Annotated in this window: 27 protein-coding genes and 1 pseudogene; 6 read left to right on the forward strand and 22 right to left on the reverse strand. The window is 41.5% G+C overall.

From position 1 onward, the window contains the following. Nucleotides 1-321 precede the first annotated feature (321 nt). Nucleotides 322-2,811, reverse strand: coding sequence for a glycoside hydrolase family 95 protein (locus tag VK664_RS14305; protein WP_461399358.1), 2,490 nt, complete (start codon nt 2,809-2,811; stop codon nt 322-324). A gap of 133 nt (nt 2,812-2,944) precedes the next feature. Between VK664_RS14305 and VK664_RS14310 the strand changes: the two genes are divergently transcribed. Both VK664_RS14310 and VK664_RS14315 read left to right on the forward strand, forming a co-directional pair. Further along, the gene (locus VK664_RS14310) at nt 2,945-3,850 is read left to right on the forward strand and encodes a helix-turn-helix domain-containing protein (RefSeq protein ID WP_461399359.1); all 906 of its coding nucleotides are present in this window, start codon (nt 2,945-2,947) and stop codon (nt 3,848-3,850) included. A 94-nt stretch (nt 3,851-3,944) separates the two neighbouring features. Next, a complete protein-coding gene (locus tag VK664_RS14315) occupies nt 3,945-5,291 on the forward strand; it encodes a sugar porter family MFS transporter (RefSeq protein WP_461399360.1) in 1,347 nt (448 codons plus the stop codon). Nucleotides 5,292-5,359: 68 nt separating this feature from the next. Here VK664_RS14315 and VK664_RS14320 read toward each other — a convergent pair whose 3' ends face one another. The 3 genes from VK664_RS14320 to VK664_RS14330 all read right to left on the reverse strand — a co-directional run bounded on the left by VK664_RS14320 (nt 5,360) and on the right by VK664_RS14330 (nt 7,069). Beyond that, complete coding sequence (locus VK664_RS14320; RefSeq protein ID WP_461399361.1) at nt 5,360-5,803, reverse strand: hypothetical protein; 444 nt, start codon at nt 5,801-5,803, stop codon at nt 5,360-5,362. Nucleotides 5,804-5,894: 91 nt separating this feature from the next. Next, nucleotides 5,895-6,533 (reverse strand): hypothetical protein, encoded by a 639-nt coding sequence (locus VK664_RS14325; RefSeq protein WP_461399362.1) that lies wholly within the window; start codon nt 6,531-6,533, stop codon nt 5,895-5,897. A gap of 53 nt (nt 6,534-6,586) precedes the next feature. Next, nucleotides 6,587-7,069 carry a hypothetical protein gene (locus VK664_RS14330; RefSeq protein WP_461399363.1) on the reverse strand — a complete coding sequence of 161 codons (483 nt, stop codon included), beginning with the start codon at nt 7,067-7,069 and terminating at the stop codon, nt 6,587-6,589. 21 nt (nt 7,070-7,090) lie between these two features. Between VK664_RS14330 and VK664_RS14335 the strand changes: the two genes are divergently transcribed. Continuing rightward, complete coding sequence (locus tag VK664_RS14335) at nt 7,091-7,318, forward strand: hypothetical protein (RefSeq protein ID WP_461399364.1); 228 nt, start codon at nt 7,091-7,093, stop codon at nt 7,316-7,318. 48 nt (nt 7,319-7,366) lie between these two features. On the opposite strand, the gene VK664_RS14340 is transcribed toward VK664_RS14335, so the two are convergent. The 4 genes from VK664_RS14340 to VK664_RS14355 all read right to left on the reverse strand — a co-directional run bounded on the left by VK664_RS14340 (nt 7,367) and on the right by VK664_RS14355 (nt 11,901). Further along, nucleotides 7,367-7,903 carry a DUF4870 domain-containing protein gene (locus tag VK664_RS14340; RefSeq protein WP_461399365.1) on the reverse strand — a complete coding sequence of 179 codons (537 nt, stop codon included), beginning with the start codon at nt 7,901-7,903 and terminating at the stop codon, nt 7,367-7,369. Nucleotides 7,904-8,314: 411 nt separating this feature from the next. Continuing rightward, nucleotides 8,315-9,988: an ankyrin repeat domain-containing protein gene (locus tag VK664_RS14345; protein ID WP_461399366.1), complete on the reverse strand. Its 1,674-nt coding sequence runs from the start codon at nt 9,986-9,988 to the stop codon at nt 8,315-8,317. A 148-nt stretch (nt 9,989-10,136) separates the two neighbouring features. Beyond that, a complete protein-coding gene (locus VK664_RS14350) occupies nt 10,137-10,598 on the reverse strand; it encodes an SRPBCC family protein (protein ID WP_461399367.1) in 462 nt (153 codons plus the stop codon). 106 nt (nt 10,599-10,704) lie between these two features. Beyond that, complete coding sequence (locus VK664_RS14355) at nt 10,705-11,901, reverse strand: alpha/beta fold hydrolase (RefSeq protein ID WP_461399368.1); 1,197 nt, start codon at nt 11,899-11,901, stop codon at nt 10,705-10,707. 568 nt (nt 11,902-12,469) lie between these two features. Between VK664_RS14355 and VK664_RS14360 the strand changes: the two genes are divergently transcribed. The 3 genes from VK664_RS14360 to VK664_RS14370 all read left to right on the forward strand — a co-directional run bounded on the left by VK664_RS14360 (nt 12,470) and on the right by VK664_RS14370 (nt 16,186). Continuing rightward, the gene (locus tag VK664_RS14360) at nt 12,470-14,869 is read left to right on the forward strand and encodes an ABC transporter permease (protein WP_461399369.1); all 2,400 of its coding nucleotides are present in this window, start codon (nt 12,470-12,472) and stop codon (nt 14,867-14,869) included. A 97-nt stretch (nt 14,870-14,966) separates the two neighbouring features. After that, nucleotides 14,967-15,491, forward strand: coding sequence for a copper resistance protein NlpE N-terminal domain-containing protein (locus VK664_RS14365; RefSeq protein WP_461399370.1), 525 nt, complete (start codon nt 14,967-14,969; stop codon nt 15,489-15,491). A 494-nt stretch (nt 15,492-15,985) separates the two neighbouring features. Then, complete coding sequence (locus tag VK664_RS14370; protein ID WP_461399392.1) at nt 15,986-16,186, forward strand: transposase domain-containing protein; 201 nt, start codon at nt 15,986-15,988, stop codon at nt 16,184-16,186. Nucleotides 16,187-16,413: 227 nt separating this feature from the next. Here the strand turns inward: VK664_RS14370 and VK664_RS14375 are convergent, their stop codons facing one another. The 14 genes and pseudogenes from VK664_RS14375 to tnpA all read right to left on the reverse strand — a co-directional run bounded on the left by VK664_RS14375 (nt 16,414) and on the right by tnpA (nt 24,313). Next, entirely contained in the window at nt 16,414-16,680 is a 267-nt protein-coding gene (locus VK664_RS14375) for a helix-turn-helix domain-containing protein (protein WP_461399371.1), read from the reverse strand. 31 nt (nt 16,681-16,711) lie between these two features. Continuing rightward, a complete protein-coding gene (locus tag VK664_RS14380) occupies nt 16,712-16,927 on the reverse strand; it encodes a hypothetical protein (protein WP_461399372.1) in 216 nt (71 codons plus the stop codon). 293 nt (nt 16,928-17,220) lie between these two features. Beyond that, complete coding sequence (locus VK664_RS14385; protein ID WP_461399373.1) at nt 17,221-17,469, reverse strand: hypothetical protein; 249 nt, start codon at nt 17,467-17,469, stop codon at nt 17,221-17,223. Next, a complete protein-coding gene (locus VK664_RS14390) occupies nt 17,466-17,993 on the reverse strand; it encodes a hypothetical protein (protein WP_461399374.1) in 528 nt (175 codons plus the stop codon). The genes VK664_RS14385 and VK664_RS14390 overlap by 4 nt, the downstream gene beginning before the upstream one ends. Before the next feature lie 430 nt (nt 17,994-18,423). Continuing rightward, nucleotides 18,424-18,762, reverse strand: a complete 339-nt coding sequence (locus VK664_RS14395; protein ID WP_461399375.1) for a carboxypeptidase-like regulatory domain-containing protein — start codon at nt 18,760-18,762, stop codon at nt 18,424-18,426. 135 nt (nt 18,763-18,897) lie between these two features. Further along, nucleotides 18,898-20,289, reverse strand: a complete 1,392-nt coding sequence (locus tag VK664_RS14400; protein ID WP_461399376.1) for a sensor histidine kinase — start codon at nt 20,287-20,289, stop codon at nt 18,898-18,900. After that, entirely contained in the window at nt 20,289-20,984 is a 696-nt protein-coding gene (locus VK664_RS14405; RefSeq protein ID WP_461399377.1) for a response regulator transcription factor, read from the reverse strand. Before VK664_RS14405 ends, VK664_RS14400 begins: the two co-directional genes overlap by 1 nt. A gap of 280 nt (nt 20,985-21,264) precedes the next feature. Further along, complete coding sequence (locus VK664_RS14410; protein WP_461399378.1) at nt 21,265-21,462, reverse strand: hypothetical protein; 198 nt, start codon at nt 21,460-21,462, stop codon at nt 21,265-21,267. Beyond that, the gene (locus VK664_RS14415; RefSeq protein ID WP_461399379.1) at nt 21,447-21,692 is read right to left on the reverse strand and encodes an AAA family ATPase; all 246 of its coding nucleotides are present in this window, start codon (nt 21,690-21,692) and stop codon (nt 21,447-21,449) included. The genes VK664_RS14410 and VK664_RS14415 overlap by 16 nt, the downstream gene beginning before the upstream one ends. Continuing rightward, on the reverse strand, nt 21,693-22,211 hold the full coding sequence (locus VK664_RS14420) for a hypothetical protein (RefSeq protein WP_461399380.1): 519 nt from the start codon (nt 22,209-22,211) through the stop codon (nt 21,693-21,695). Then, on the reverse strand, nt 22,186-22,320 hold the full coding sequence (locus tag VK664_RS14425; RefSeq protein ID WP_461399393.1) for an IS66 family transposase: 135 nt from the start codon (nt 22,318-22,320) through the stop codon (nt 22,186-22,188). The genes VK664_RS14420 and VK664_RS14425 overlap by 26 nt, the downstream gene beginning before the upstream one ends. Nucleotides 22,321-22,455: 135 nt before the next feature. After that, nucleotides 22,456-23,452: pseudogene (locus VK664_RS14430) on the reverse strand (IS66 family transposase). A 204-nt stretch (nt 23,453-23,656) separates the two neighbouring features. After that, entirely contained in the window at nt 23,657-23,953 is a 297-nt protein-coding gene (gene tnpB, locus VK664_RS14435; protein ID WP_461399381.1) for an IS66 family insertion sequence element accessory protein TnpB, read from the reverse strand. Nucleotides 23,954-24,007: 54 nt separating this feature from the next. Next, entirely contained in the window at nt 24,008-24,313 is a 306-nt protein-coding gene (tnpA, locus tag VK664_RS14440) for an IS66 family insertion sequence element accessory protein TnpA (protein WP_461399382.1), read from the reverse strand. Between the last annotated feature and the right edge of the window lie 103 nt (nt 24,314-24,416).

The following is a 24,416-nucleotide window of genomic DNA, read 5'->3' on the forward strand; positions in this document are numbered from 1 at the left end:
AAACAGGAATGTTGATTTGGCGCAAGATTTATTCAAAGCCATAAGAATATAATGGACAGACCGGGAATTATATATTACTGATAGCGGTTCCTGGTTCGGCTCGTATGCCTTTGCGGTACCAGTTCTGCTGAAATACAGATAGTTATACAGACAAATGAATGAAGAAAGCGAATAGGCAGATATAAGCGTAGTCACATATAGTAACATCCGGAGATCTCCATTTTACTACAAGCTTAACTATAACGACTGCGGGGATGTAAAAACTCAGGTAATGGATAATTTACTGGTTGTGCAGGTTTAAAAATCAAATCTGTAGATGATTTAACTATTTAATTTTTTAAGCTCAGCATCAAGCGATAACGGTTTCCCTTTACTTATCTTTATTTCAATAGTTTTTCCTTTATAGGTGACTTTTGTGGTCTTCTCTAGCTCAGATGAAATCATAGCCTTCACCAGTTTTCCGGCTTTCCATTCTACATCAACCGTGAGTCCACCTCTCGCCATCAGCCCTTTCACCATACCATTGGGCCACGCTTTTGGTAAGGCTGGTAATAAATGAATCTCGTATCCTTGTTGCCAGTTTCCAACATGGCTTTGCAGCAACATTTCTGCAACCGCGGCCGAATAACCAAAATTGCCATCGATCTGGAAAGGCGAATGGCAGGTGAGCAGGTTATCATAAGCTCCACCTCCATTACGATAAACAATACTTGTATCGATGCAATGCCTGATAATACTTTTGAAAAATGTATGGGCCTTTTCAGCTTCACCAAGCCTAGCATAACAGGCGATTCGCCATGTTGTTCCCCAACCAGTTTGATTGTCTCCACGTAATGTAAGCGAGTTCATAGCGGCCTTTGTCCATTCAGGAGTCTTTATAGGATCTATCATCCTTCCCGGGTAAAGTGCATAAAGATGTGAAATGTGACGATGCTGAAGATCTTCAGCCTGCCAGTCTTCCACCCATTCCTGTAGCATCCCGTTATTGCCAATCTTCACCGGTGCTGAAAGCCGTTTCAAGCGGTCCGTCAGTGTATTGATCAGACTAGGATCAGTCTTAAGAATACGGGCTGCTTCAATGGTATTCACAAACAGGTCGTAAACAATTTGTTGGTCAATAGCTGCTCCCGCGCTTGTCCGATAAGTTTTATTATCACTAAAACGAAAATTTATTTCGGGTGACACAGAAGGTGCAATAACCAGGGACTTGTCTTTATAAGGAACCAATAGATCCAGGTAAAGCGAACAAGCCTCTTTCATAATTGGGTATGCTTTGTTTCGCAAATAATCCTGATCTCCCGAAAAAAGAAAATGGTCGTAGAGATTCTGGCAAAGCCATCCACTTGCCCCTGTCCAGCTCCAACGTGGCTCAGCGTAACCCCATGGATTTGTATAAATATTGACGAAAAATCCGTTTGCATTAAAATAATCTTTAGCAGTTTTTCTACCGGGCCCGCGTAGGAAGTCAACATAGTCTGTAAATGGGCTGAAACACTCTGGTAAATTTGTAGGACCATTTATCCAATAATTCATTTCCAGGTTTATGTCTGTATGATAGTCGCTGTCCCAGGCTGGTGTTTTAGAATTATTCCAGATTCCCTGGAGATTCGCCGGCAAAGATCCTTTACGTGAAGACGCGATCATCAGGTAACGTCCATAATTAAACAACAATGCTTCAAGTGTCGGATCGCCACCATCTTGCATTTTCTGCTCGTTGGATTTGGTGTAGGCAATCAGTGCCTGATCTGTTGGCAAAGATCTACGGTCATCGTGCCGGTCTAATTTCAATTGCACGCGATTAAACAAATTATCATAGTCTTTTAAATGAGCATTTAATAATTGTTCGTATGTTTTTTTTGAAGCTTTTTCAATGTAATTGCTGGCCACCTGGTCTGGATCAAAGTCTCCCAGGCAACCTGGCCAATTCATCGCGTAATTTGTTTTTGCAGTTAATAACAGTACAACACTATTTGCTTTTTTTATTTCAATTCCCGTTGCAGTTGTACTGGTGGTTCCACCATCCGGGTTAATTTTTACATGCGAACTATACTGAAGTTTATTTTCCGTCATAGTTCCTTTTACTATAAGCTTTAAGCCATTGCTCACTATCAACTTTCCTTGTGCCTGGCGAGTAGTCATTGTTACATGCATATTTATCTTGCCGGGTTGATCGGCTGTAATCCTCATCACTACTACCTGGTCAGGAAAACTGGCAAAATATTCTCTTCGATAAGACACCCCGTTAATCCGATAATTAACACTGGCAAGCGCTTTGGATAAATTAAGATCACGACGATAATCCGTGGCTTCATCTCCATGATCGAATTCCATATATAAATCACCAAAAGGTTGAAAAGCACCAAAATGCTCACGGGGAAACCCTCCGGCTTCCTTCAGCAGCGAATCGGCTTCCGGTATACTGCCTGATGCAAGCAATTTTTTTACTTTGTCCATCCTGGGCTGATACAGGGGATTGGTTACTGCTTGAGGCCTTCCGCTCCAAAGACTTTTTTCATTGAATTGCAGATGCTCTTTTTTGACGGTTCCAAAAACCATAGCACCCACATTTCCGTTACCAATGGGCAAAGCCTGTAACATCCACTGCCTGGCAGGTTGGGTATACCATAAGGTTAATGAAGAATCGGTATTGTTTGAAAATAGTTTTTGTAAACCAATCTCTTTTTTTGGCTCTTTATGATCAGGCTCATTTCTTAATTGAACATTTTCTGCGCTTACATAATTATCATATATAAACCCAGTCTGAAGGATAATCAAACAAATCGCCAGGAATAAAGAAAATATTTTTTTCATATGCTTCCTTCTTTTGCTGATTTTAAAATAGTCCAGGTTTTTGAAGGGTTCAATGATCAAATCTAAATGGCTTTATCGTTGGGTAGATAGAGTATCGGATGAAATTACTGGACTATTTTATTATATTGCAATTATGCGTGTCACAAAAAAGAGGGATGGATTTGAAGGTCAGCGGGCCATCGTTATCCCAACGAAGATCCTCAGCCGGCATTGTGACGCGCATCCGGTTGTAAAACTGTTATATGTGACCGATATAGGTTACTATCCCAACGCACAATATCATCACAGGCAGAGAAATCATGGTATAAACCAGCATATCCTGATTTATTGCGTCAAGGGAAACGGATGGGCTAAAATCGGTGGCAACCCGTATACCATTACTCCGGGTGACTTTTTTTTATTACCCGCCAATACTCCTCATGAATATGGTGCAGAAGAACGCGATCCATGGACAATTTACTGGATGCATTTTAAAGGAACCAGTAGCCAGGAGTTTATTAATATGATGTTGAAAAGAATGGGAGACCATGTAGCAGCTATTTCATTCCAGGAAAACAGGCTTCATTTATTCGAAGAAATTTATACCAGTGTAGAAAGGGGTTATAGTACAGACAATATCTGTTATGCCAGTTTAAGCCTTCAATATTTTTTGGGCTCCTGCTGCTTTGACAATAATTACAACTACCTGGCGAAGCATGATAAAAAAGATAGCATCACACTATGCATTAACTACCTGCAGAAACACCTCGACAAAATATTGTCATTGCAGGAAATTGCGGAAGCGGTAAATCTCTCTGTGTCGCATTTCGCCGCCATATTTAAAAAAAGTACCGGGTTCTCCATTATCGAATACTTCAATCATCTGAAAATTCAAAAAGCCTGTCAGTACCTGCAGTTTACAGATTTACGTATCAACGAGATTGCCGATCGGTTAGGAATAGAGGATCCTTATTATTTTTCAAGAATGTTTACGAAGATCATCGGCATTTCTCCGAACAAATACAGGGGTAAGAAAAAAAATAAAGTTGAAGCCTTGTAGGGCCTGCAATAAGATTATCCATTATTTTCAAGACAAACTCTATCTTTTACCGCTTAAATGGACTCAGCTTTGCTGAACCTAAACGATTTCTACCATGGCGAGTAGCCCTTCTTACAATACGACCTATATCGTCGCGCTCTCTTTTATTTCCGCTTTGGGTGGATATTTATTTGGATTTGATTTTGCTGTTATCTCAGGCGCACTGCCCTTCTTAAAAGACAAATTCAATCTTAATGAATACTGGGAGGGGTTTGCAACGGCTAGCCTGGCATTGGGTGCCATGATTGGCTGTCTTGTCTCGGGGAAAATTGCAGATAAAAAAGGCAGGAAACCGGGACTCCTGGTAGCAGCTACGGTGTTTGGGATTTCATCATTGTTTATGGCGTTTGCGCCAAACCGGGAGTTTTTTATTGCTGCGAGATTTATGGCGGGCATCGGGGTGGGAATGGCTTCCATGTTATCGCCCATGTATATTGCTGAGATCGCGCCCGCCTCTTTCAGGGGCAGGATGGTAGCTATAAACCAGTTAACGATAGTGTTGGGGATCTTAATTACAAACCTTGTCAACTATTCCCTGCGGAATAGTGGCGAAGATGCATGGCGCTGGATGTTTGGATTAGGGGCCATACCTTCCTTATTATTTTTCCTCGGCGTTTTATGGCTACCCGAAAGCCCAAGGTGGCTTGCTCAAAATGGTAATCCTGGAAAAGCAGCCGACATACTCACGAAAATCGGCGGTACAGCATTTAGTAATACAACGATTACAGAAATGCAAAAATCTTTTCAGCATGCAGCTAAAATGAAGATGAGCGCCATTTTTGAAAAGAATGTATTGCCTGCAGTAATGATCGGGATTGGCTTAGCCGTGTTTCAACAACTCTGTGGCATAAACGTAGTGTTTAATTATACAGCTACTATTTTTGAAAGCATCGGCGCTTCAAAAGATGACCAACTGCTTCAAACTGTGTTTATCGGAGGGGTAAACCTGGTGTTTACTGTCCTGGCGATGTTACTGGTTGATAAAACAGGTCGTAAGCCGCTAATGCTTTTCGGCGCTGCCGGGCTGGCAATTCTATACATATTTATTTCGCAGTTGCTGGGGATTAAATCATCTTCTGTTTCGTGGTTTTTATTGGCGGCCATTGGTATTTATGCGTTAACGCTGGCACCGGTTACCTGGGTTTTGATCTCGGAGATTTTTCCAAATAAGGTGAGGGGAAATGCAATCTCTATTGCAGTGTTAAGTTTATGGGGCGCCTACTTTGTGCTGACATTTACATTTCCTGTTTTGTACAACAGGTTGCAGGACAAAACATTTTATGTATATGCCGTAATTTGTTTTATTGGATTTGGATTTATTTTGAAAAAAATAAAAGAAACAAAAGGAAAAACATTGGAGGAAATGGACGCTGGGTTTTTTCCTGTTGGGAATGTTCACTAATGAAATGAAAACCGGGTAAGAGATGGTGATAAAAATTGCGGCCTGGGCAGTATTATTAGTGACAATGCTTATTCATATTTATCTGTGCGCTTCCACTTGCTCAAATCAACCCGATCTTTGTCAACTTTTGTCACCCACCTGATGTGCAGTACAAATGTTTTAACTTCCATAAATTGACATTTACTCACTTCTTCATAGCAGTCGTAGATTCTGCAAACAAGGAAAAGTCTATCGTCTTCGCGATTGACATATTTCGTATCCGTCAATCCTTCGCCACACATTGCAAATTTCAGTGCGAGGAATAAGGTACCAAAAACATATAAAGCAAATGTTATCCCTAATACTGTCCTCCTTATAGCTGATCTCGTTCCACGTAGCTTTACTGAAGATCTATATAATATCACTCCAAATGCAATCCAGGCCAATGGGTAAATGACAGTTTTCAGTTTGAAATCGAAAATTTCTATCCTTGTAAATATCAATGCCAGGGCTATGGCTAAGGAATAGCCCATGATTTGATAAAAAACAAATTTTTGCATATTACTCTTCATGTAGTCAGTTGCGCAACGCCTCTTCTCGTAGCTTCGGAATATAATACTTTTCTTATTGGTCTATTGATTTCTTTGGCCTCGCTGCTCCGACATTTTGAAAATCCTCCTTTTTCGTAAAATATTCCAGGATCAAAATCAGGATTATCACACTGGCAAATGTTACTTTCTGCATGATCGGTAACAAAACAAGATTATGTGTACCGTAAAGAAACATTGTATAATAAAAAATAAGTAGACAGATAATGCATAAGAATTTAAGCAAATGAAGTCTTGACTTTAAAATAAAAGCAGTTATGTAAAATATACTGACCAGGTACATCGTACCTGCTAATAAAACCATCATATTATGTAATGGAGTTACTATCAAAAAACTAAATAGCATCCCGCCGGCTCCAAAGCATTTTATAACCCTTGCGGCACCCTTCAATGGTATTTTTTTTGAAAATTCAATAAAGAATATTGAGAAACTGACAGAAAGGAATATCATTCCGGCATCGGCCCAGACCCTGGAAGAATTGTCTGCACCATTCACAGCTTTTGCATCAAAAAGGTTGCTGATAAAATTCTTTGTCCAGTCAAAGCCAATAGAATCTTTGTCGGAAAAAGAGCCTCCCGGATACACCCTAATTGCAATTAGCATTAGTGATATTGCAATTGTAGTACCTATCAGAACGCTATGTCTTTTTAGCATTAATAATTTTTTACGATCCTGCCCTACAAGTTTACCTGATAACAATGAATTTTTTAAATGTCTGTATTTAAATCTAATCTGTAGAATAATTCTTCGTCGCCATTACCAAACTTTTTGTTCCCGTTTTTATCGTTCTGGACTTTTACTAAAATCATTTCCTTATTCCTGGAAGCAGTCCATGATACAACGTTCAAACCCTTTGGAGTGATTTGCTTTAAGCCCTCTCCCGTTTTTGTTGAAATGAATAAATACAAGGGGTCGTCGTTGTCGAGAGCGTTGTCACCACTGTAGTTCTCAACCCTCGCTAAATAAATAATATGATTTGGCAGGAAGTTTGGCGGTATAACTTCTTTAGGGCTGCCGGCATGATAAGAGATGGAAGAAAATGGCTGTATTAACATCAATTGCCCATTGAATAATTTCTTTGCCTGATCTGTTTTTGTATTGTAAAACAAAATGTCACTATAGTTTCCCCAGGGCAAGTAACCTTTTCCTTTGCCATACATTTCTGCATTGTCAACAAATTTCGGGATCAAAAAGTATTCAGAACTATCTATTTGAAAGGGTTCAGAAAACTTAAGTGGCAGCACCTGCAGGTACAGGTTGTCAATAAGGTCGCAACAATCTATCTCGAGAAGCAGCCTGTTTATACAATTACCTTTAAAAATGATTTCAGGAAACTGGTAGGATTGGTTTTCAACTTTAGTGGCACCGGAGCCGTTGATTATGTCAAATTAAGGAATGACCAACATAAGATCATGCTTGACGACGAGTTTGACAAGTGAGTTTCAGAAACAAAAGACATTGAAGTGCTGACTGGTTAAGTCAAAATTTCAATTCTTTAGAAATTTAAAAGTTATCGGGTATCTATACGATTGGTCATTCAAAACCAGTATACTATTATACACTATGACTATGGTACTATAAACTCCGATGAAGATGCAAATGGGTAAGGTAACCATAGTGAATGCAAGAAGGCCTGCCGGGATCAGAATCACCAGCATACTTAACTGAAAGTTGATCACATCAATACCTTGTTGCCTCATTTCGGTTATTGCACCTTTCTTGCACGCCCAGATAATTACTGGCGGAATCAGTAAAAGGAAAATACCGCTTATATGAAGCAAAGACAGCCAGTTTTGTTCATTACCGGTCTTGTTTTGTTCGCTCTGTGTCAGCTTGTCGTTGAGTTCCTCAAATGCTACATCCAGAACAATGGCAAGATTTTGCAGAGAATATGAGCGGGGAGAAACCTTTCCCTGTTCTATTCTTTGGATGGTTCTGGTGGACATGCCTGTTTTTTCAGCAAGTTCTTCCTGTGTTAATCCTTTTTTTAATCGTAGTTCCCGAATCCGGTTGGCTATGTCCATAAAAAATGTTTATGTAAAAGTCGTTGTTTTTGTCAAGCCCCGGCGCTACTTTGTTACGACTTTTAGACGACATCCGGGAGACATCAGGCCTTAAAAAAGTAATCAGGCAACACAGGGCTTTGTAAATGCTTTTAGTCGTCCATCGCGGATCAATCAGACGCAACTTCTATACTTCTTCAAATTCCTTTGGATATTGAACAGTTCCTGTAACGTTTCTTAGTTCACCCTTTACAAGTTCAATCCCCATAAATACATTTGCCGGAACATCATACGGACATTTTATTTTCCACTTATGCGCAGGAACAAATCCAAATTTCTAATTTCATATCACTTTAATTTTGACGTATATGTTGTTTTAATAACGGCCAATGTTTTTATGCAGAAGTAGCATTGCAACATGCTGAAATCCGGCTACCTGTTTTCCAGTATCCTGATTATATCTGTATGTCCCCGGAAAGTGGCCCATGCCTTTGGGGTGGCCCAGGGTTCATCGTCAGGCAACAAAGGTTTTGCCCCCTGTTGCAATAAAAAGTCCACCATTTCTATTTTGCCATATTTTGCTGCCCAGGCTAAAGGAGTTGAGCATATCTCCTGATCTCTCGCATGCAGATCAGCTCCGTGCCGGAGAAATATAGCGGCATTTGCAATATCTCCTTTTTTGGCGAACTGGTGAAGTGGTGTAACAGACAGCCAATTCCTGTGGTTAACGGGCATGTCTAATTGAAAAAGCCATTCTGTTAACTCCGGGGTTTGCGCAGCACCGCTGATTCTGGTAGCCAGGTTTGGCTGGTAGTGAAGCATCAATCGCATAAATCCTTCATGACCATTTCCTGCCGCATTTTGAAAGGCACCCGGATTATCTGCCATCGACGGGTTGGCGGCAAAGACCTCTGCCGCAGTTGAGACATCGCCGTAATATGCGAGGAGATCTATATCCCTGGATGCTCCATACGAACAGAGCAGGTCGATCATCGGCAGGTCATCATTGCGATATGCAATCGATAAGGCATCGGCCGAGCTTTCCCAGGGTGGATTCGGATAAGCACCTTTTTCCAGCAACAGTTTTACAATTTCATAATGGCGGCCATTTACGGCGCTGTAAATGGCTCCTCCCCGCGGGGCTATACCCTCTTCTGGTAAATTCGGATCGGCCCCTTTTTCCAGCAGAAGTTTTACGATCTCCATGTGTCCGGCACCTGCTGCATTACGAAGCGGTGTTCCCGAGCATGCATAATAGGTTACATAATCGGAAGGTTTGTTAGCTAATGAAGGGTCTTCTTCCAATAACGCCCGAACACGTACCGGGTCTCCGATATGTGAGGCGGTACAGATATCGACGTATGCGCCCAATGACTTTAAGTGCAGAAGTATTTCACGTGGGGTAGCTACATTCTCCGGAACATCCCTCCAGCCACGAAATGAATAATCGCCATTACAGAGTTGAATGGGACGGGCGCCGTCGAGTCGTTTTGCATTAAGGTCAGCGCCCCGGGCAACCAAATCATTAATCATGTCCGGTTGCCGGGTCATAACGGCCCAGTGAATGGGTTGGTTTCCGCTTGAATCACCGGAGAGTACGAGTTCCGGAGAAGCATCAAGGAGTGTTTTTAATTTGTAAAGATTCCTTTCACGTATAGCGGAGGCGATCTTCTCCGCTTCCGGAGAAATATTCTTAGCAGTCAATGCATCTTCGAGTATTTTCAACATAGCGGTGTAACCGCGGTAGCGTGCGATCTCAGAAAGTAAATCATCTCCGCCTCCCCAATGTGGATCCGCTTTTTTTGCAAGCAGAAAAGAAACAACTGCCATCTGGTCTTCGCACACAGCGAAATACAACGGAGTCCGGCCCTCATACTGACTTTGCACCAGCGACGGATCATTTTGCACCAGTAGTTCGATTGTTTGCAGGTCGCCGTTGATCGCGGCACAAAACATTTCCCAGACATCCGTGCCTTTTCCGGGCGACCAGAATAGAGGCTCATCCTTTTTTAAAGCCTCAGGCCGGATCAATCTTTGCATTTTTTCTCCGGATTTACGGTCGGTTGATGGCCTGGCCGGATCCTGGTTTTCTTCAAAGTTCTTCATATGTTTTTTAATCATTTACACCGAGTCCTCTGAGCCTGCCTGCCGCACCTCCGGTAACACCGGTCAGGACCGATAAATAATGCTCAGGCAAAAACTAATACAATGAAAGTTATCAATGGCTGGTCAGGATTCCCAGTCTTCATGATTCTCAGTCAGATTTGGTTATGACTTTGTTTTTTTCAAGATATTCCTTCAAGGTATTGACAACTTCCGGCCAGGCCTGTTTCACCACCTCATAATACCAGTCCCAATCAGGACCTTGCTGGTACCCATCCTGGCAAAGAAATAATTCGGAGATGCCATCATTCTTTTTTCTGGCATGTATGGTAAGCGACATAGGCCCGAGAAAAGGTTTTTCCGGATTACAATAAACAAAATTGTCCACGACCAATAGTTTGCCGGGCTGATATTCTTTTATAAAACCGGTGGAGAGAAAACCAAATCCTTTATCGCTGATATTCCAGGCAAGCGTATAAACGCCCCCTGGCCGCTTATCAATCAACGTTCTTTGAACACCCCACCAGTCAAGCAACATCTCAGGCTCTGTAAAAGCAGATATGATTATTTCAGGTTCTGTCCGGATGTTTATCATCTCTTCAACTTTTCGCATTGATTATTATTGGGTTAACACAAAGTACTACTCATTCGTCATTTTCTCCCTGAATTGCTTCTACTAAAAATCAACATTCTGATATCGTTGTTTGGCCGTTGACTGCCTATCGTACAGTTTTGTTATTCAGAACTGCATCCATTACTTCCCGGATTGCTTTGACCACCAGATCAGGTCTTTCGAGTTGAATATGATGCCCGCTACCGTCAGCAATGATCTGTTTGCTGTTTGCAGACAATTCTGTAAATCCGGCTTGTATGCGTTTTCTCTCTATCTCGCCGGAGTCTGCAGCAGGCTTATCGGTCCGGCCTCTTGTTAAAACAATCAGCGGCCTCTTCTCCAGGGGCTGTGCATTCAGTTTTCTGTTCCTGATCATAAGCGCTTTTTCCTCCATCATATAATCATTATCAGTGGCTGCATAATATTCAAATTGAGTAACTGCCCATAGTCGAATCTTTTGCACCGAATCGGGTAATTTATTATAAGGAGCATCGAGATATGTACGCGGCATTCCTGCCTTACTGAGAGCATCACCGATTATTTTTTTTGCTTCCGGAGTCTGTGCCAGCTTATTATCTGTGTCACTAGCGGAAGTTCTTACAGGAGGTATGGGCTCCCCTTTGGCATTCTTCGAAGGCCGTAACATTTTACCATTGATGAATGAGATTCCATCTTCATAACCAGCATCCACCAACACCATTCCCGCTACTTCCCCGGGATATTTATCAGCGAATAGCCTAACGAGAAGTCCTCCATACGAAGCACCGACGAGGATATACGGTGGAGGAATATTTGCTTTTTGCAAAAGAGTATGAAGTTCGTATACTGCCTGTTGCATTGTGTGTGGTCCCGGGCCAAGTTGGCTCCATGCTGAGCCTGCCCTGTCATAAGAATAAACCCGGGCAAAATTCTCTACCTCGCGTTGAACCAGACTCCAGTCAAATGAAAAATCTCCTGCACCGGCTTCCAGAACTACTGCAGGGCCCTGGTTTACCTTTGCGTCACCTGTTATATGAAGTTTCCAGCCGCCGATATCGATCAGTTGTCCAGGGGGCGGGTATGGTTTTGCGGGGGTTTCTGTTTGAGCGACTGTCACTAAATTCCATGAGATAAAGATGAGGAGGAGGATAAATCTAAATCCCCTGATAAATGCAGGTTTTTTTTTCAGGCCTGGATGGGCCTGCCCGTTTTCAATTCTTTGAAGGATATATGTACTGATACAAGCCTTTTCAGCCAGCGCTTCCTGTGACAGTCCACTATTTTTTCCAGGAGTCTTGATTTTCTCAGCGATCTTATTATTCATGTTCATTCTTTTAAAGTCTAAAGTTAAACCCTATTTTAAAAAAGGCTCCCGGTGTTTAGCCGCCATTGTTACGACATTTGGAACCATATCAGGGCTGTCAGGGGAAAATGTTGGAATTAAGCCCATAAAAATAATTTCAAATTCGAACACGCGCATCATGATGTTCCTGGCATAACTTTCTATTTTTTTCCGAAGCAGATTTTATCATGTCATTCGCAGGCAATAAAGTTATAGGTTCAAATCGTCTGCTTGCGACAGTTGTTTAGATCCAATTCTTATATTGTTTGAAATGACCAGTTCGAACACCTGGTTGCCAGCAGTAATCTACGTCAGGTTGTATTAAAATGACGCGGCCATTGTATCAAAACCGAACAAACCAAATTTACTTTTATTTTCAAAGTACTGGAAATCATGTCTTCTAATCCCTGGCATGTTTTAAGCGTTAAAACCGGAAGGTTTGTCTCAGCACGCAGATTATTGACAGAAAGAGAAGGCTTATGCAAACACTGACCCTGCCGAAACAATAACTAAAATACTTTAACATTCATAACCACTACAATCATCAGTTATGTTTAGAAATTATCTCATCGTTGCATTTAGGAATCTGATGCGTCACAAAGGATATTCTGCAATCAATCTTATGGGCCTTGGCACGGGTCTGGCCGTATGTATGCTGATCGTGCTATATGTACAACATGAATCAACATTCGACAGTTTTCACAGGAATGGAGAAAGGACTTACTGGATAAGAACCAAAATCTATAATGGGAATGATTCCATATATATGAATCGGATGAATTATGCCGCAGCAGCACTTGTTAAACAAAGCAATCCCGGTGTGGAGAGCTTTATGCGTTTTATGAAGGCAGATAACAACACAATTATTCAGAATCCCCGGAACCCATCACTGAAATTTTCAGAAGATAAATTTTTGTTCGCTGACAGCAACTTTTTCAGTTTTTTCACTTTTAAATTGCTACAGGGAGATAAGTTTCAGGCACTGAAAGATCCGTTTACGGTTGTAATATCTCGTGAAACAGCTGAAAAATATTTTGGCGATGTACAAAATGCCATGGGTAAAATTATCCGGTATAATAATACACATGATTTTACAGTCACCGGCGTCGCACAAAACGCGCCTTCCAATTCAAGCATCGATTATAGTTTTGTCGCGGCTGTATCCAGTCTTTCCGCCATCCAGGATAAAAAAGGTCTTGTTGCATCGCAGAAAATAGAAACAGGTCCGTTTTCCACCTATTTTCTACTCCGGGATGCAGGGAAGGCTTCACAGCTTCAGACAAACCTGTTACAACTTTACAGAAACACCAATAAGAATGGCAAGGACAATAAAAGATACATTGCCATACCACTCACTGAAACGCACCTGATGATCAATTACGGAGGCACATCCAGTGTGAAATACCTTAAAATTTTCCCTTTTGTTGCAGCCCTGATATTATTACTGGCGCTAACGAATTATATGAGCCTTTCCACAGCACGTTCCGCTACCCGTATAAAAGAAATAGGAGTCAGAAAAGTAATGGGAGCTATGAGAAGCACAATAGCAACTCAGTTTTTTGTAGAATCGGCATTGTATACCCTCATCGCCTTTTCCGCCGGTTATATTTTGTGTATCGCGTTTCAACCATTGTTTTTTAGTTTTCTGCAAATTGACATTGACGACAACTTTTTATACCATCCTTATCTCCTCTTATCCTTTCTGGGCCTTTTTATAATCAGTGTACTGCTGTCAGGGTCCTATCCTTCCTTCCTTCTATCTGCCTATAAACCGGTCATGGTTCTTTACGGAAAATTCAATAAACAAAGCACCGGAATCAGCATGAGAAAATTTTTTACGGTATTCCAATTTGCTATTTCTGTTATCCTGATCGTTTGCACTATTGTCATCGGCAAGCAGTTGCATTTCTTTAAGAATACGTATACAGGAATTGACCAGGAGAATATTGTATTTATTCCATTCAGTCCTGCCGCTGGTAAACATTTTAACACATTCAAAAAGGAAACATCCAACCTCGCCGCTGTAAAGGAAGTGACCGCTTCAAGGTATCCGCTCTATGATGGATACGATATGTTCTCCACAAAAATAAAAAACAAGGATGAGGACGCCACACTTGTCTTGCTTACTGTTGATGAAAATTTTATTTCTTTGCTGGGTTTGCAATGGAAAAACCCTCCAACCAACAATCTTTACAATCAAATGCAAAACGCAGTTATTCTGAACGAGTCTGCGGTAGAAAAGTTAAACCTTACTGCTGCAAAAGCGATCAACGAAAAAATAAATATCTGGGATACTGAGCATCAGGTGGGAGGAGTTTTGAAAGATTTCAACTATGAATCACTGCATGACAAAATAGACGGAGCTTGTCTGGTCATATCCAAAGATACTGCTTCTGCCTGGGGTGATTCCGGAGGTTGTTTATTCGCTAAATTGCAAGCTGGCGCAAACATTCCCGCTGCGATTAAACAACTGAAGTCCCTCTATGAAAAATATGACAAGGATACGCCGTTTCAATATTATTTTATGGACGACGCTTATGAAACCATGTACAAAGCTGAAGACAGGATCTTTAGTATCTTCAATGTTTTTACTGTAATTACTGTACTCATCGCTTGCCTGGGTCTGGTCGGCCTTTCCATCTTTACGGCGGAACAACGCAGAAAAGAAATAGGAATCCGGAAAGTTCTTGGTGCCAGTATCATGGGTGTTGTCTCTTTGCTCTTAAATGATTTTTTAAAGTTGGTTCTCGTAGCGATCGTCATTGCGTCGCCTGTGGCGTGGTATTTTACGAACGAATGGCTGAACGATTTTGCATACCGGACAACTATTAGCTGGTGGATATTTGCGCTGGCAACTTTGACAACTGTGTTCATCGCCCTGGCAACCATAAGCTTTCAATCCGTCAGAGCGGCTCTGATGAACCCGGTTAAAAGCCTGAGTTCGGAATAACACCTATATCCATTAATTTTATAGCAACTTACAGGAAGCTTACCCCGGTATGCTCTTACTTTTGATCTCTGACAATCCTTACCTTAAAATAAGTAAAATGAGAAAGCAAGTAGCTAAAAGCAATTTCAAACCTGGCCGGATTTTGAATCGCTTTTTTCTTCAAGCCAAAGTACTAGCCACCATTGCTATTCTTTTTTGTATGCTATCCTGTAAGAAAGATCTGGCGGGTGTCGTGCAGCCCTGGTACCCGGAAACCAATGAGAGCAATCATCCGATTCTGGGAGTATTTGAGAGCAGGATTCCTTGCGAGAGTTGTGAGACATTAAAATTTGCCCTTGCTATTTATAAAGATCCTCAAACCAGTTCGCCGTCCACCTATGTTATGTCCCGTATTTATGTAGGCGATAGCGATGAAAGAGTATCCAATAGCGGAATTGTAGACATTTCCCAGGGCACATCATTAGACACATCTCATATTGTTTACCAGCTTACCACCGGCGCTCCGGCAGATTATCAGTCATTCTGGAAGATTGATGAAACCCTGCTATTCATTTTGGATGCGAACATGGTTCCAAAAGTCGGCGATGCCGGATACGGGTATGTTTTAAACAGAATAAGATAGTTCCAGGTTTCCAGACATACAATTGTACCAAACCATTTTCTTACCGATCCAGGAATCATGTATTCTTGCGTTACCCTGGCTCAATAAGCTGATCGTTAGCCATGGGGGGGTATTAAAAGTTTTGATGATCCTATAGCCATGGATGAGTTTTTAAGCAAGATCCTGGGCTATAATAATCTTCAGTTGGAGATCGGCAATCAAAATGTATATGATCCATTTGAACAGACTGGCAAAAAATAATTCAGTCGTTGGCGGATTTTGCATGATTTAGTGCGGGTTGTGGTTTCCAGTTTTGGGGTAATAGTTCTATGAGTTTTTCCGGCGATTGTGTTGTAATTCTTCGAAAGATATCATCCAGTCATTTAGATCCATCAATACCTTGTAGCTTACAGGTGTTTAGCAGGCTATACATGATGGCTGCGCGTTCACCGCCACGATGTGAACCAGCGAAGAGGTAGTTCTTACGTCCGATTTTATGTAAAGCTTTACATAATCTGGCCCCAAAAAATTTTCTATTCGCTGGCTCAAATGAAGGAGGAAAGAGACTTGCGTTATTTTATTCGCTACTCGAAAGCTGCAAGAAACATAACGTTCATTCCTGGCAATATTTAAAAGATATTCTTGAACGAATGCCCACCACCAAAACAAGCAAGCTTCGAAGTCTTCTTCCAGATCAATGGAAGTCCTTGAGTTAAGATAATTACACGATCCAAGACGTGGCTTGTCGAATGCTTACTTTGCGACTTAGTAATTATAACCGGATTTTGATATAAATTAACAACCCATACGTTTAGTAACGCCAAAAAAACACACAGATGCGGCATTGTTAGTCGCGCATCATTAGCAGATATTATAAAGAACTGACAAATGAAAATTGATGTGTCAACGCTCATTTTTACCCTTCATTTCTGAAGACGTATTTTCAAAATCCTTCATTTAATAACTTTTTGACATCTTCCTTCTTATAATAGATTGTTCCGCCAACCTTTTTACACCGAAGTTTTCCAGCTATACGAAGTGCCTGTAATTTATTTGTTGAACACCCGAGTATCTTACGAACATGACTGGTTTTATAACCTTCTGGCATTTCTACCGGCGGTTGATGTAGACCAAGTATGACTTTAAAATCATCCAGTAATTGCATTCTTAGTAGTTCTAAATCTTCTTTCGTCACAGCCTCAATTGCCATACAACTAATTTTTGAAAGTGATTAACATAAACTAATGAGACGTTTTTCTATATTTTACCGGCTTTGCCTCAAGCACCTGTTCTCTTTGTCGATAATTCGCTTGATCAAAATTCAATAATGCATCTGCAATACTGATCCCTGATGCGATCACCTTTTCCAAGTAGTTACTTTCAAAATCTTCTACCAGTTCATTGGCGACTTTAAATAAAGTAAGTTGCTCTTCCTCATTGACAATATAATATCTCATGCTTCATTTTTTAATAGATAAATTAAACTACCCAATACAGGATTATACGAGGGGATGTAACGGATATATCCTGCATCTTTTAAATCCCGCATACATCTATGATAAGCTCCACCTGCTGAAATTTTAGCTTGTTTCATCAAATACCTGCTGTAGACTGAAACAGGCATTTTGTATTCTTGTATTCTTTAATAATGCAGGATGGCTACGAATAAACTGATATAGGAAGGCCCGATGCGCGGATCTTCCGGTACCAGATTCATAAAACCATATAATGCCGAATCAAAGTCCATTGCCTATTTTACTTTCTGTTTACGGGTCTGTTTCTTTACGGGTGCATCATTCTTTTGTTTCTGTCCCTGGGCTTGCTTTTGGTTTTGTTTCTGTTTCTGTGAGGTAGCGTGTTCCTGCTTTTGCGTTTGCTCCGGCTTTTGTTGCTGGCTGACACGTTGTTTGAGTTCCTCAGCCGGTTCGATTCTGATGTATTGCTTTTCAACCAACGTTTCTGTTGGAATGCGCTGCTTTTGCTGGTCAAATACTTTCAAGGCTCCGAGCGTAATATTGGGTGATACATACAGCTTTTCTTCCCGTCATCCTTATCCACAAACGTAGCTTTTTGCAGATTACCCCTGTGGAGTGAATCAATAAGTGATTGTTTATATTGTTCATTGGTCAGTTCTTTGATGGGATATTTGGACAACACATTTTCTAGTTCAAAGCCATATTTTTTTGTGCATTGTTTCATTTCATGGTTGCCGTCGTCCAGCCTGTTTTTGAAATTCAACTTTACCCATGCTTCATATTCATTACCTTCTTTACTCACCAGGTTTTTATGCACCGATCTTCCGGCTAACAGGTTGTACGCCCATGTAAAGTAATGAAGTAGAGCTGATTTTACTTCTTCACATAACTTACTTTGTTCAATCAATTTAATCAAATTGGTGTGGTTGCTTATATTTCCGTTGCTATCTACTAACTCGTATTCATTGATAACCTTTTTGCCAGCAGCGTCATAAGTTACCCATATATCGCCAATGGAAAGGAATGAATGTTCAAGGACTTTTACCATCCAAATCAATATATTACTTATTAATAAAAACTCATATTAAAAAGGATATGTGCAGTTTTAAGAACTTCAATTACCCTCGGTTTTATCATATTCATTTAGCAACTCAAGCATTTGCGTTTTACTATGCCTGAAGGTATTTTGATTGTCGTTCGGATGATCCATTGATTTCCTGCTTTTTGATAAACGACAAATATAACTGGCAGGTTAGAAATTTCATTCGTGGTTCTGGTTGGAGGCATACTTTGCTAAAAATTGTGGATTGCTATTGCCGATTGCAGCTAGCCGATAAGAAACGCAATAGGCACAAAGAAAAACAAAAGAGAGGTCGCCTCATATTTTTGAGGCGGCCTCTCCTGACCAGCGCTGCCCCGAAAACAGATGGAACTAACCGACTGTTTCCTGCAGGCATTGCCTAGCAGAACCATAGTGGTTACGCCTTGCGGAGTAAGAGAATTATTTTTTCCAGCGTAATAGTTCCCAGGTCGGTTACTTTACCGTCTTCCACTACGACATTCTCTTTAATGAAGCTTTTGTAGTCGGAAACTGCCTGGACAATGACTTTGTATGTTCCAGGTTTTAAGGAAAAGGCAAATGTTCCTTTTTCGGGCGTCATTTTTAAAGAATCCGAACTACTAATGGCCCATACCATTCCTGTCCCTTCTGCAGGCGACACAGTTCCCTTTATACCGGAATTCTGTGCGACGCGAAAAGCAAAAAGACCAATAATAATAACAGATAACAGAACAGCAGATTGTAAGATTCGTTTCATGTAGATCATTGTTTTAATTAATAAATTGAGGTCCATTAGCAAGCCCCATGGGATGTAATATTCGGGGCAAGGAACATGCCAGACGCGGGATATTAGAATCTTCTAACTGCCTTCTAACGGTTCTATAATCCGGTATTAATCGATTTGGGAAGGATGGCTGGCAGCCTGGGGTAAACTAATAGTAAATACGGAGCCTTGTCGAATGCCTGCATCTACGCGAATCTGTCCATTGTGTAGTTGAATAATATGATTGGCTAGCGGCAACCCAAGACCGAAACCAGTTCTTGACCCTGCATTGCGAATCCGGTAGAATGGAAGGAAGATATTCTCCCGTTCAACCAGTGCTATTCCGGGGCCATTATCGGATATTGCTATCCGAACTTGACCGCGAAAAATTTGGACGTGGATGGAAGCCTGCTGGTCGGAGGAGTATTTACAGGCGTTGACCACAATATTTCTGATCGCTGTAAACAAGAGTTCTTCGTTGCCAAAAACCAATAATTGTTCATCTTCGGGCGGCAGCTGCTCGAAATCGAGAACTACGCTCCATATGCTGTTCAGTTTAGCCAATTCAACTGGTATTTGCATAAGCACTTCATCTATGCGAATCTGGTCTATTTTGAGACCTCCTGGACTTCCCGAAGCCTTTGCCACTTCGAGCAAGGCTTGGGTAAGCTGATTCATACGTATTACGTCCTGAAGGGTGGAACTTATCACGCTACGATAATGATCCACGTCACGTTCACGTTGCAGCAATACTTCAAGTTGGTTGGAGATAGATGTAAGTGGCGTGCATAATTCGTGCGAAGCATTGGCGATAAACTGGCGCTGCACTTCAAAACTATGATGCAACCGATTGAGCAATTGATTCAGCGTTTCTGACAGGTAATGCCATTCATCGTGTGCGCGTCCGGTTCTAATACGACGTGTAAGGCTTTTGGCGGAAATTTCATTCACTTCGTCGGCAATCCGCTTCACCGGCCGCAACAGCCGGCCGGCAAAAAAATATCCCCCTCCAAAAGAGACCAATATGCCACCGATGAGGCTAAGCCAAACGATGGTTTTAAGTTGTGTTAAATATTTTTTCCCAGCGTCATCCTTCGTGGCCGATATCACCAGCAATTCAGAAGATGGATAATATACAGCTATTGCTTCCTTCTTGCCGTGGTTAAAAAAAATGCTACCCTCTTGACGCACTCTCTCAAGAAACAAAGTGTCGATCTTCAACGAGAACTCAGGTATATCTGTGTAGAAATAGATTGATTGGTTATGTCGGTCGTATACGCGGATTTCTTTGCTGCGCACTAAACCCGTCACGGAGGTATCCAGCCTGCCAACAAGATCGCTGCTGAATACTTCTGCCTTGCTCAACAAGCTATTTGTATACGAAGCGCGGTTCTGCAATCTGGTCTTAATGAAATTCAACCGGCTGGTATTTGCTGTATAATAAACCGTGGCGCAAACCGCCAGGAGTATGCCACAAAAGCCAATACCAAACAAAATAGTTATGCGCAATCGTACCGGCATCAGCTTTCTTTTGACTTTAATATGTATCCCAGACCGACCTGAGTATGAATAAGCCGAGGTTGAAAGTTTTTATCGATTTTGTTGCGGAGGTAATTTATATATACGTCAATCACGTTGGTATTAGTGTCGAAATCGATGCCCCAGACATTGATCGCTATTTCTGCGCGAGAGAGCGCCTTGTTCTGGTTTAGCATTAAATATTCGAGTAATTGGAACTCCTTAACCGTGAGGCTAATCTTTTCGTTGCTGCGTCTAACTTCCCTTCTGTCTAGAAGTATTTCGAGGTCGGCGGCCCTGAGTATGTTTGGTTCGCTGGGTTTCTCGGGTTGGCTCCGCTTAAGAACGGCCCGGATGCGTAACAACAATTCCCTGAACTCAAATGGCTTTGCCAGGTAATCATCTGCCCCTGCTTCATATCCTTCAATCTTATTTGCCAGCGTATTCATGGAGGTAAGCATGATCACATAAACAGAAGGGTTCATTTGCAGGATAATTTTGCATAGATCAACACCATTTATTCCAGGCAGGTTGATGTCGATAAGGATCATTTGAAATTTGCCCTTTGCAAATAAACCTAATCCCCTTTCCCCGTCGTAGGCCACCTGTGCATCGTAGCCGTTTTCTATAAGCCCATTCCTTAGCGTATCGGCAATTTTTTTCTCATCCTCTATAATTAAAATCGTGGTAGATTCCATACTATCGATATCCAATTACGAAAGATACAGATTACCAGTAATCTATCGACTTTCTAATCAAATTCTAATTTGGGCCGCTCGCAAATGTTTAAGCACTTCGTTAGTAAGTCGCCGATTTGAGCTAATCTTTTCATACTTTCAACATGCATACTTCCTGCACGACGATAACTATAAGTGTATATTCTTAAAGTTCCCGAAAACTTCACCTTTATAAAGTCTGAGCCAATTTCATAGGCAGACACTCCTGAATCTCCACCTCTGTTTCTATATCTTTCCATTGTTAGAAATTATAATTCTGCGTAAATATGTGACATTCCTTTGTCTCCATGTTTATATCCGTCACGAGGGCCATCGAAGGTCTGATGGGTAATAACATAAGATAATACATACGTTTAGCCCGTACATCCTGCTTACGCCTTTGCTCTTCCCTGGCAAACCGTTTCAACTGCTCACTAGGAATTTTTACTTTTCTTGCCATTCCTTTATAAGATTCGACAGGTTACCAATAAATGGAATAGCTCCATAGCGACCTTCTATATAATCTTTTTCAAAAGAACGATCTTTTCGAATGGCTTTCCCTTCCTCTTTATGTTCAACGAGGGAATACATTTCGGAAACCCCATATTTATTCTTCTCTACAAAACAGATCTGATCTCTGCGATAATTACCATAATTCAAAAGATTTGTATCATGAGTGGCAAAAATCAATTAAGCATTTTTTTGATTGAAATCTGCCGAATTGAATAACCTGGTTACAGCAAGTGTCAGCAAAGGATGAAGACTGGCATCTAATTCATCAATAACAAGAACACCACCATCATTCAGTACATCGAATACAGGCCCGGAAATTTTGTTCTCTGCATAAGGAATGGTGGTCACCAGAGAGGAAGCCAACGGAATAGGTTCTCTGTCCGGTACCCAGATGCTTTCTGTGTGGGCTATCCTGATAAGCTGATAGCTGATTCCTGCAAACACAACGCTATCGGGCGTTTTCTCGAAGGAAGGAAGCATGTTTTCGTCAGCGTTCAAGTGCCAGGCGGAACTGCTATCATAAAAAATGATCCATGGCAACGTATTCACTTCAATGTTTAGTTCATTCAGGCATACGTAATTCCAGTTGTCCAGCACCTTCTTTATCCAAAGAATATCTGCATTTCCGGATTTCGCCAGATGATTTTCACCACCGCTGTTTTGTGCTGTGTCAACAATTACGGGTATTGATACCATTTTCAATAAGATTATTATCAATTTGCAGTCTCGCATCGGTGGTATAAATTGAAAGCTTATCCCAACGTGGTAGTGAATAAGCAATCGTCTTGGCTAAAGGACTCGATATATGTTTTTTCCAGCCAGCCTTTCAATGCTACCAATACAGGAACAGATCGTTACTGCCGTAGCTCCAGCACTTGTTGCGGCGAAAGATTTTCTTCTCTGCATTCCCGCTCAACGGCATACAGTTTTTGAACCTCTTTCAAAAAATAGCCGGCACGTTCTTTATCTGTGTCCAACGCTTTTTCAAAATATCGGCATGCGCCATACAATGCATGAGCGTTACGCCGGCCCGGCCACCGATAGCATCATGTTCATACACAGTGTATCCGTCGGTTTGAAGGTATCCGTTAAAATCTTTGAGCATGCCCATTGGTCCTGTCTTACTGCGACCAGGTTGAAAATCATATAGTATGAGATTCAGAGGCGGACTATGATAGGCCCACAGGTAGCCCTGTTTCATCAGCCTGCAGATAGTCGGCTCCCAGAACTGTCTTTCGAAGCTCATCGCCTAGTGGTACCAGCAGGTTGTATGATCCGGCGTACCATCCATCCATTGTAGCCGGAGCAATTTTTACGCCGTCACGTTGATAACGTTTTAGCTGACGATGTAGTGGAAGATGATCAACCTGCTTATCAACGATGATCTGTGCCAAAAGGCCGGCAGCAGCCATACCTCTTTCAATAGCAAAATCAGGAAGTGCTGCAATAACTACTTCTGTGTAACCCGTGCCATCAGCTGTTGTGCGTGCATATTTAGGCCTGATAAAGCGTTTAACGATCAACTTGCCCGGTGTGTAATCAAGCTGCTCAGTAATCTCTTCGCCGATCTTTTTCATACCAGTGACATCAACCGAAGGTTCAAGAATGGTATCTTCTCTTTGCAGGTGCGCAGGTAAAGGTTGACGACCGGTCGGCTTTTGAGCTGGAACTACTTTGGTTACAACCTTAACCTCTTCTGTAATCATTGCCGGCTGCGCCGCTTCATCCATAGCCAGCTGCAGATCAAGTTGACCAGGTATAACTGATGGATCTGGTACATAGCGTTCGGATTTACGGCCGAATAATAGCCGCTTCATCTCACGCAGCTCAAAGGTGAGTTGCGTAACCTGATCAAGCAGTTGCTTGTTCATCGCGTCGAGCTTTAGTATGTATTCCTGTTCGTTCATGCCTTGTGCAAATGTAGTGCTGGCAGGCATTATAGCCAACTGCGCATCGCTACATAAGGCAATATGAGATGTGGATAAACAGCCCTCACATTTTTATTTTTTAAAACAAGGGCTTATAGATCAATCGGAACGCAATGCAATCACTAAATACCCCGGTTATGGAAGTGTGCACGGACTCAAAATATCAAACTCTGGATTTACCAATTGACGTGTTGTGGATAAGTTCTTTCGTGATCATGCGCGCAACTTAAAACGTGGACGATGTTTTATCGATTTTAATTGAATGCCATCAAGAATAAGCTGAAGACTCAAAGCTGTAAGAGTAATGGTCGCACCATCATTAGCCAGCGGTATTTCAAAAGTCCCCTTTTCCAAACGCTTATGATAAACACAAAAACCATCATTGTCCCAACGTAACAATTTAATCTGGTTACGACGTTTGTTGATAAAGATATAAACATCGCCGGCAAGCACATTCATTTCCATCTGCTGACGAACAATGCCACCCAGGCCATCAAAGGACTTTCTCATCTGCTACCCCTTGATACAGAAAATATCGTCGGTTGTCCTGGAGCGACAACATAACTAACCAATAATCGATTCGATAAACGAAAACGCTCCCCGGTCAAAAACATTAATCACTGTTCCGCCCTGCAACTGTACTGAAATAAGTGGAATGGCTGCTGACGGCAACACAGATACCGAAACGAAACCGGTCTTTTTAGATTTTTGTGGCTGATCCCGAAATTTCTTAAGCCAATAATAATAACTTGCTTTGGCAATGCCGTTCTCTTTGCAGAACGAGGATACGTCGACGACGATTTTTTCTGAATGATATCGAACATCTTGTTCTGAACGTCTTCGCGCATACTTATGAGTTTTTGTATGCAAAGGTTAGCAGAGAAATTAGTGGCCGAAGACGTGGCTTGCCGAATGCTTACGCTTCAGATTGAGATACAAAAAATTCAACAACTATTTCCTAAATCCATCATCA

The sequence above is a fragment of the Flavitalea sp. genome (assembly GCF_035489435.1).
Taxonomy (GTDB): Bacteria; Bacteroidota; Bacteroidia; order Chitinophagales; family Chitinophagaceae; genus DATHKG01.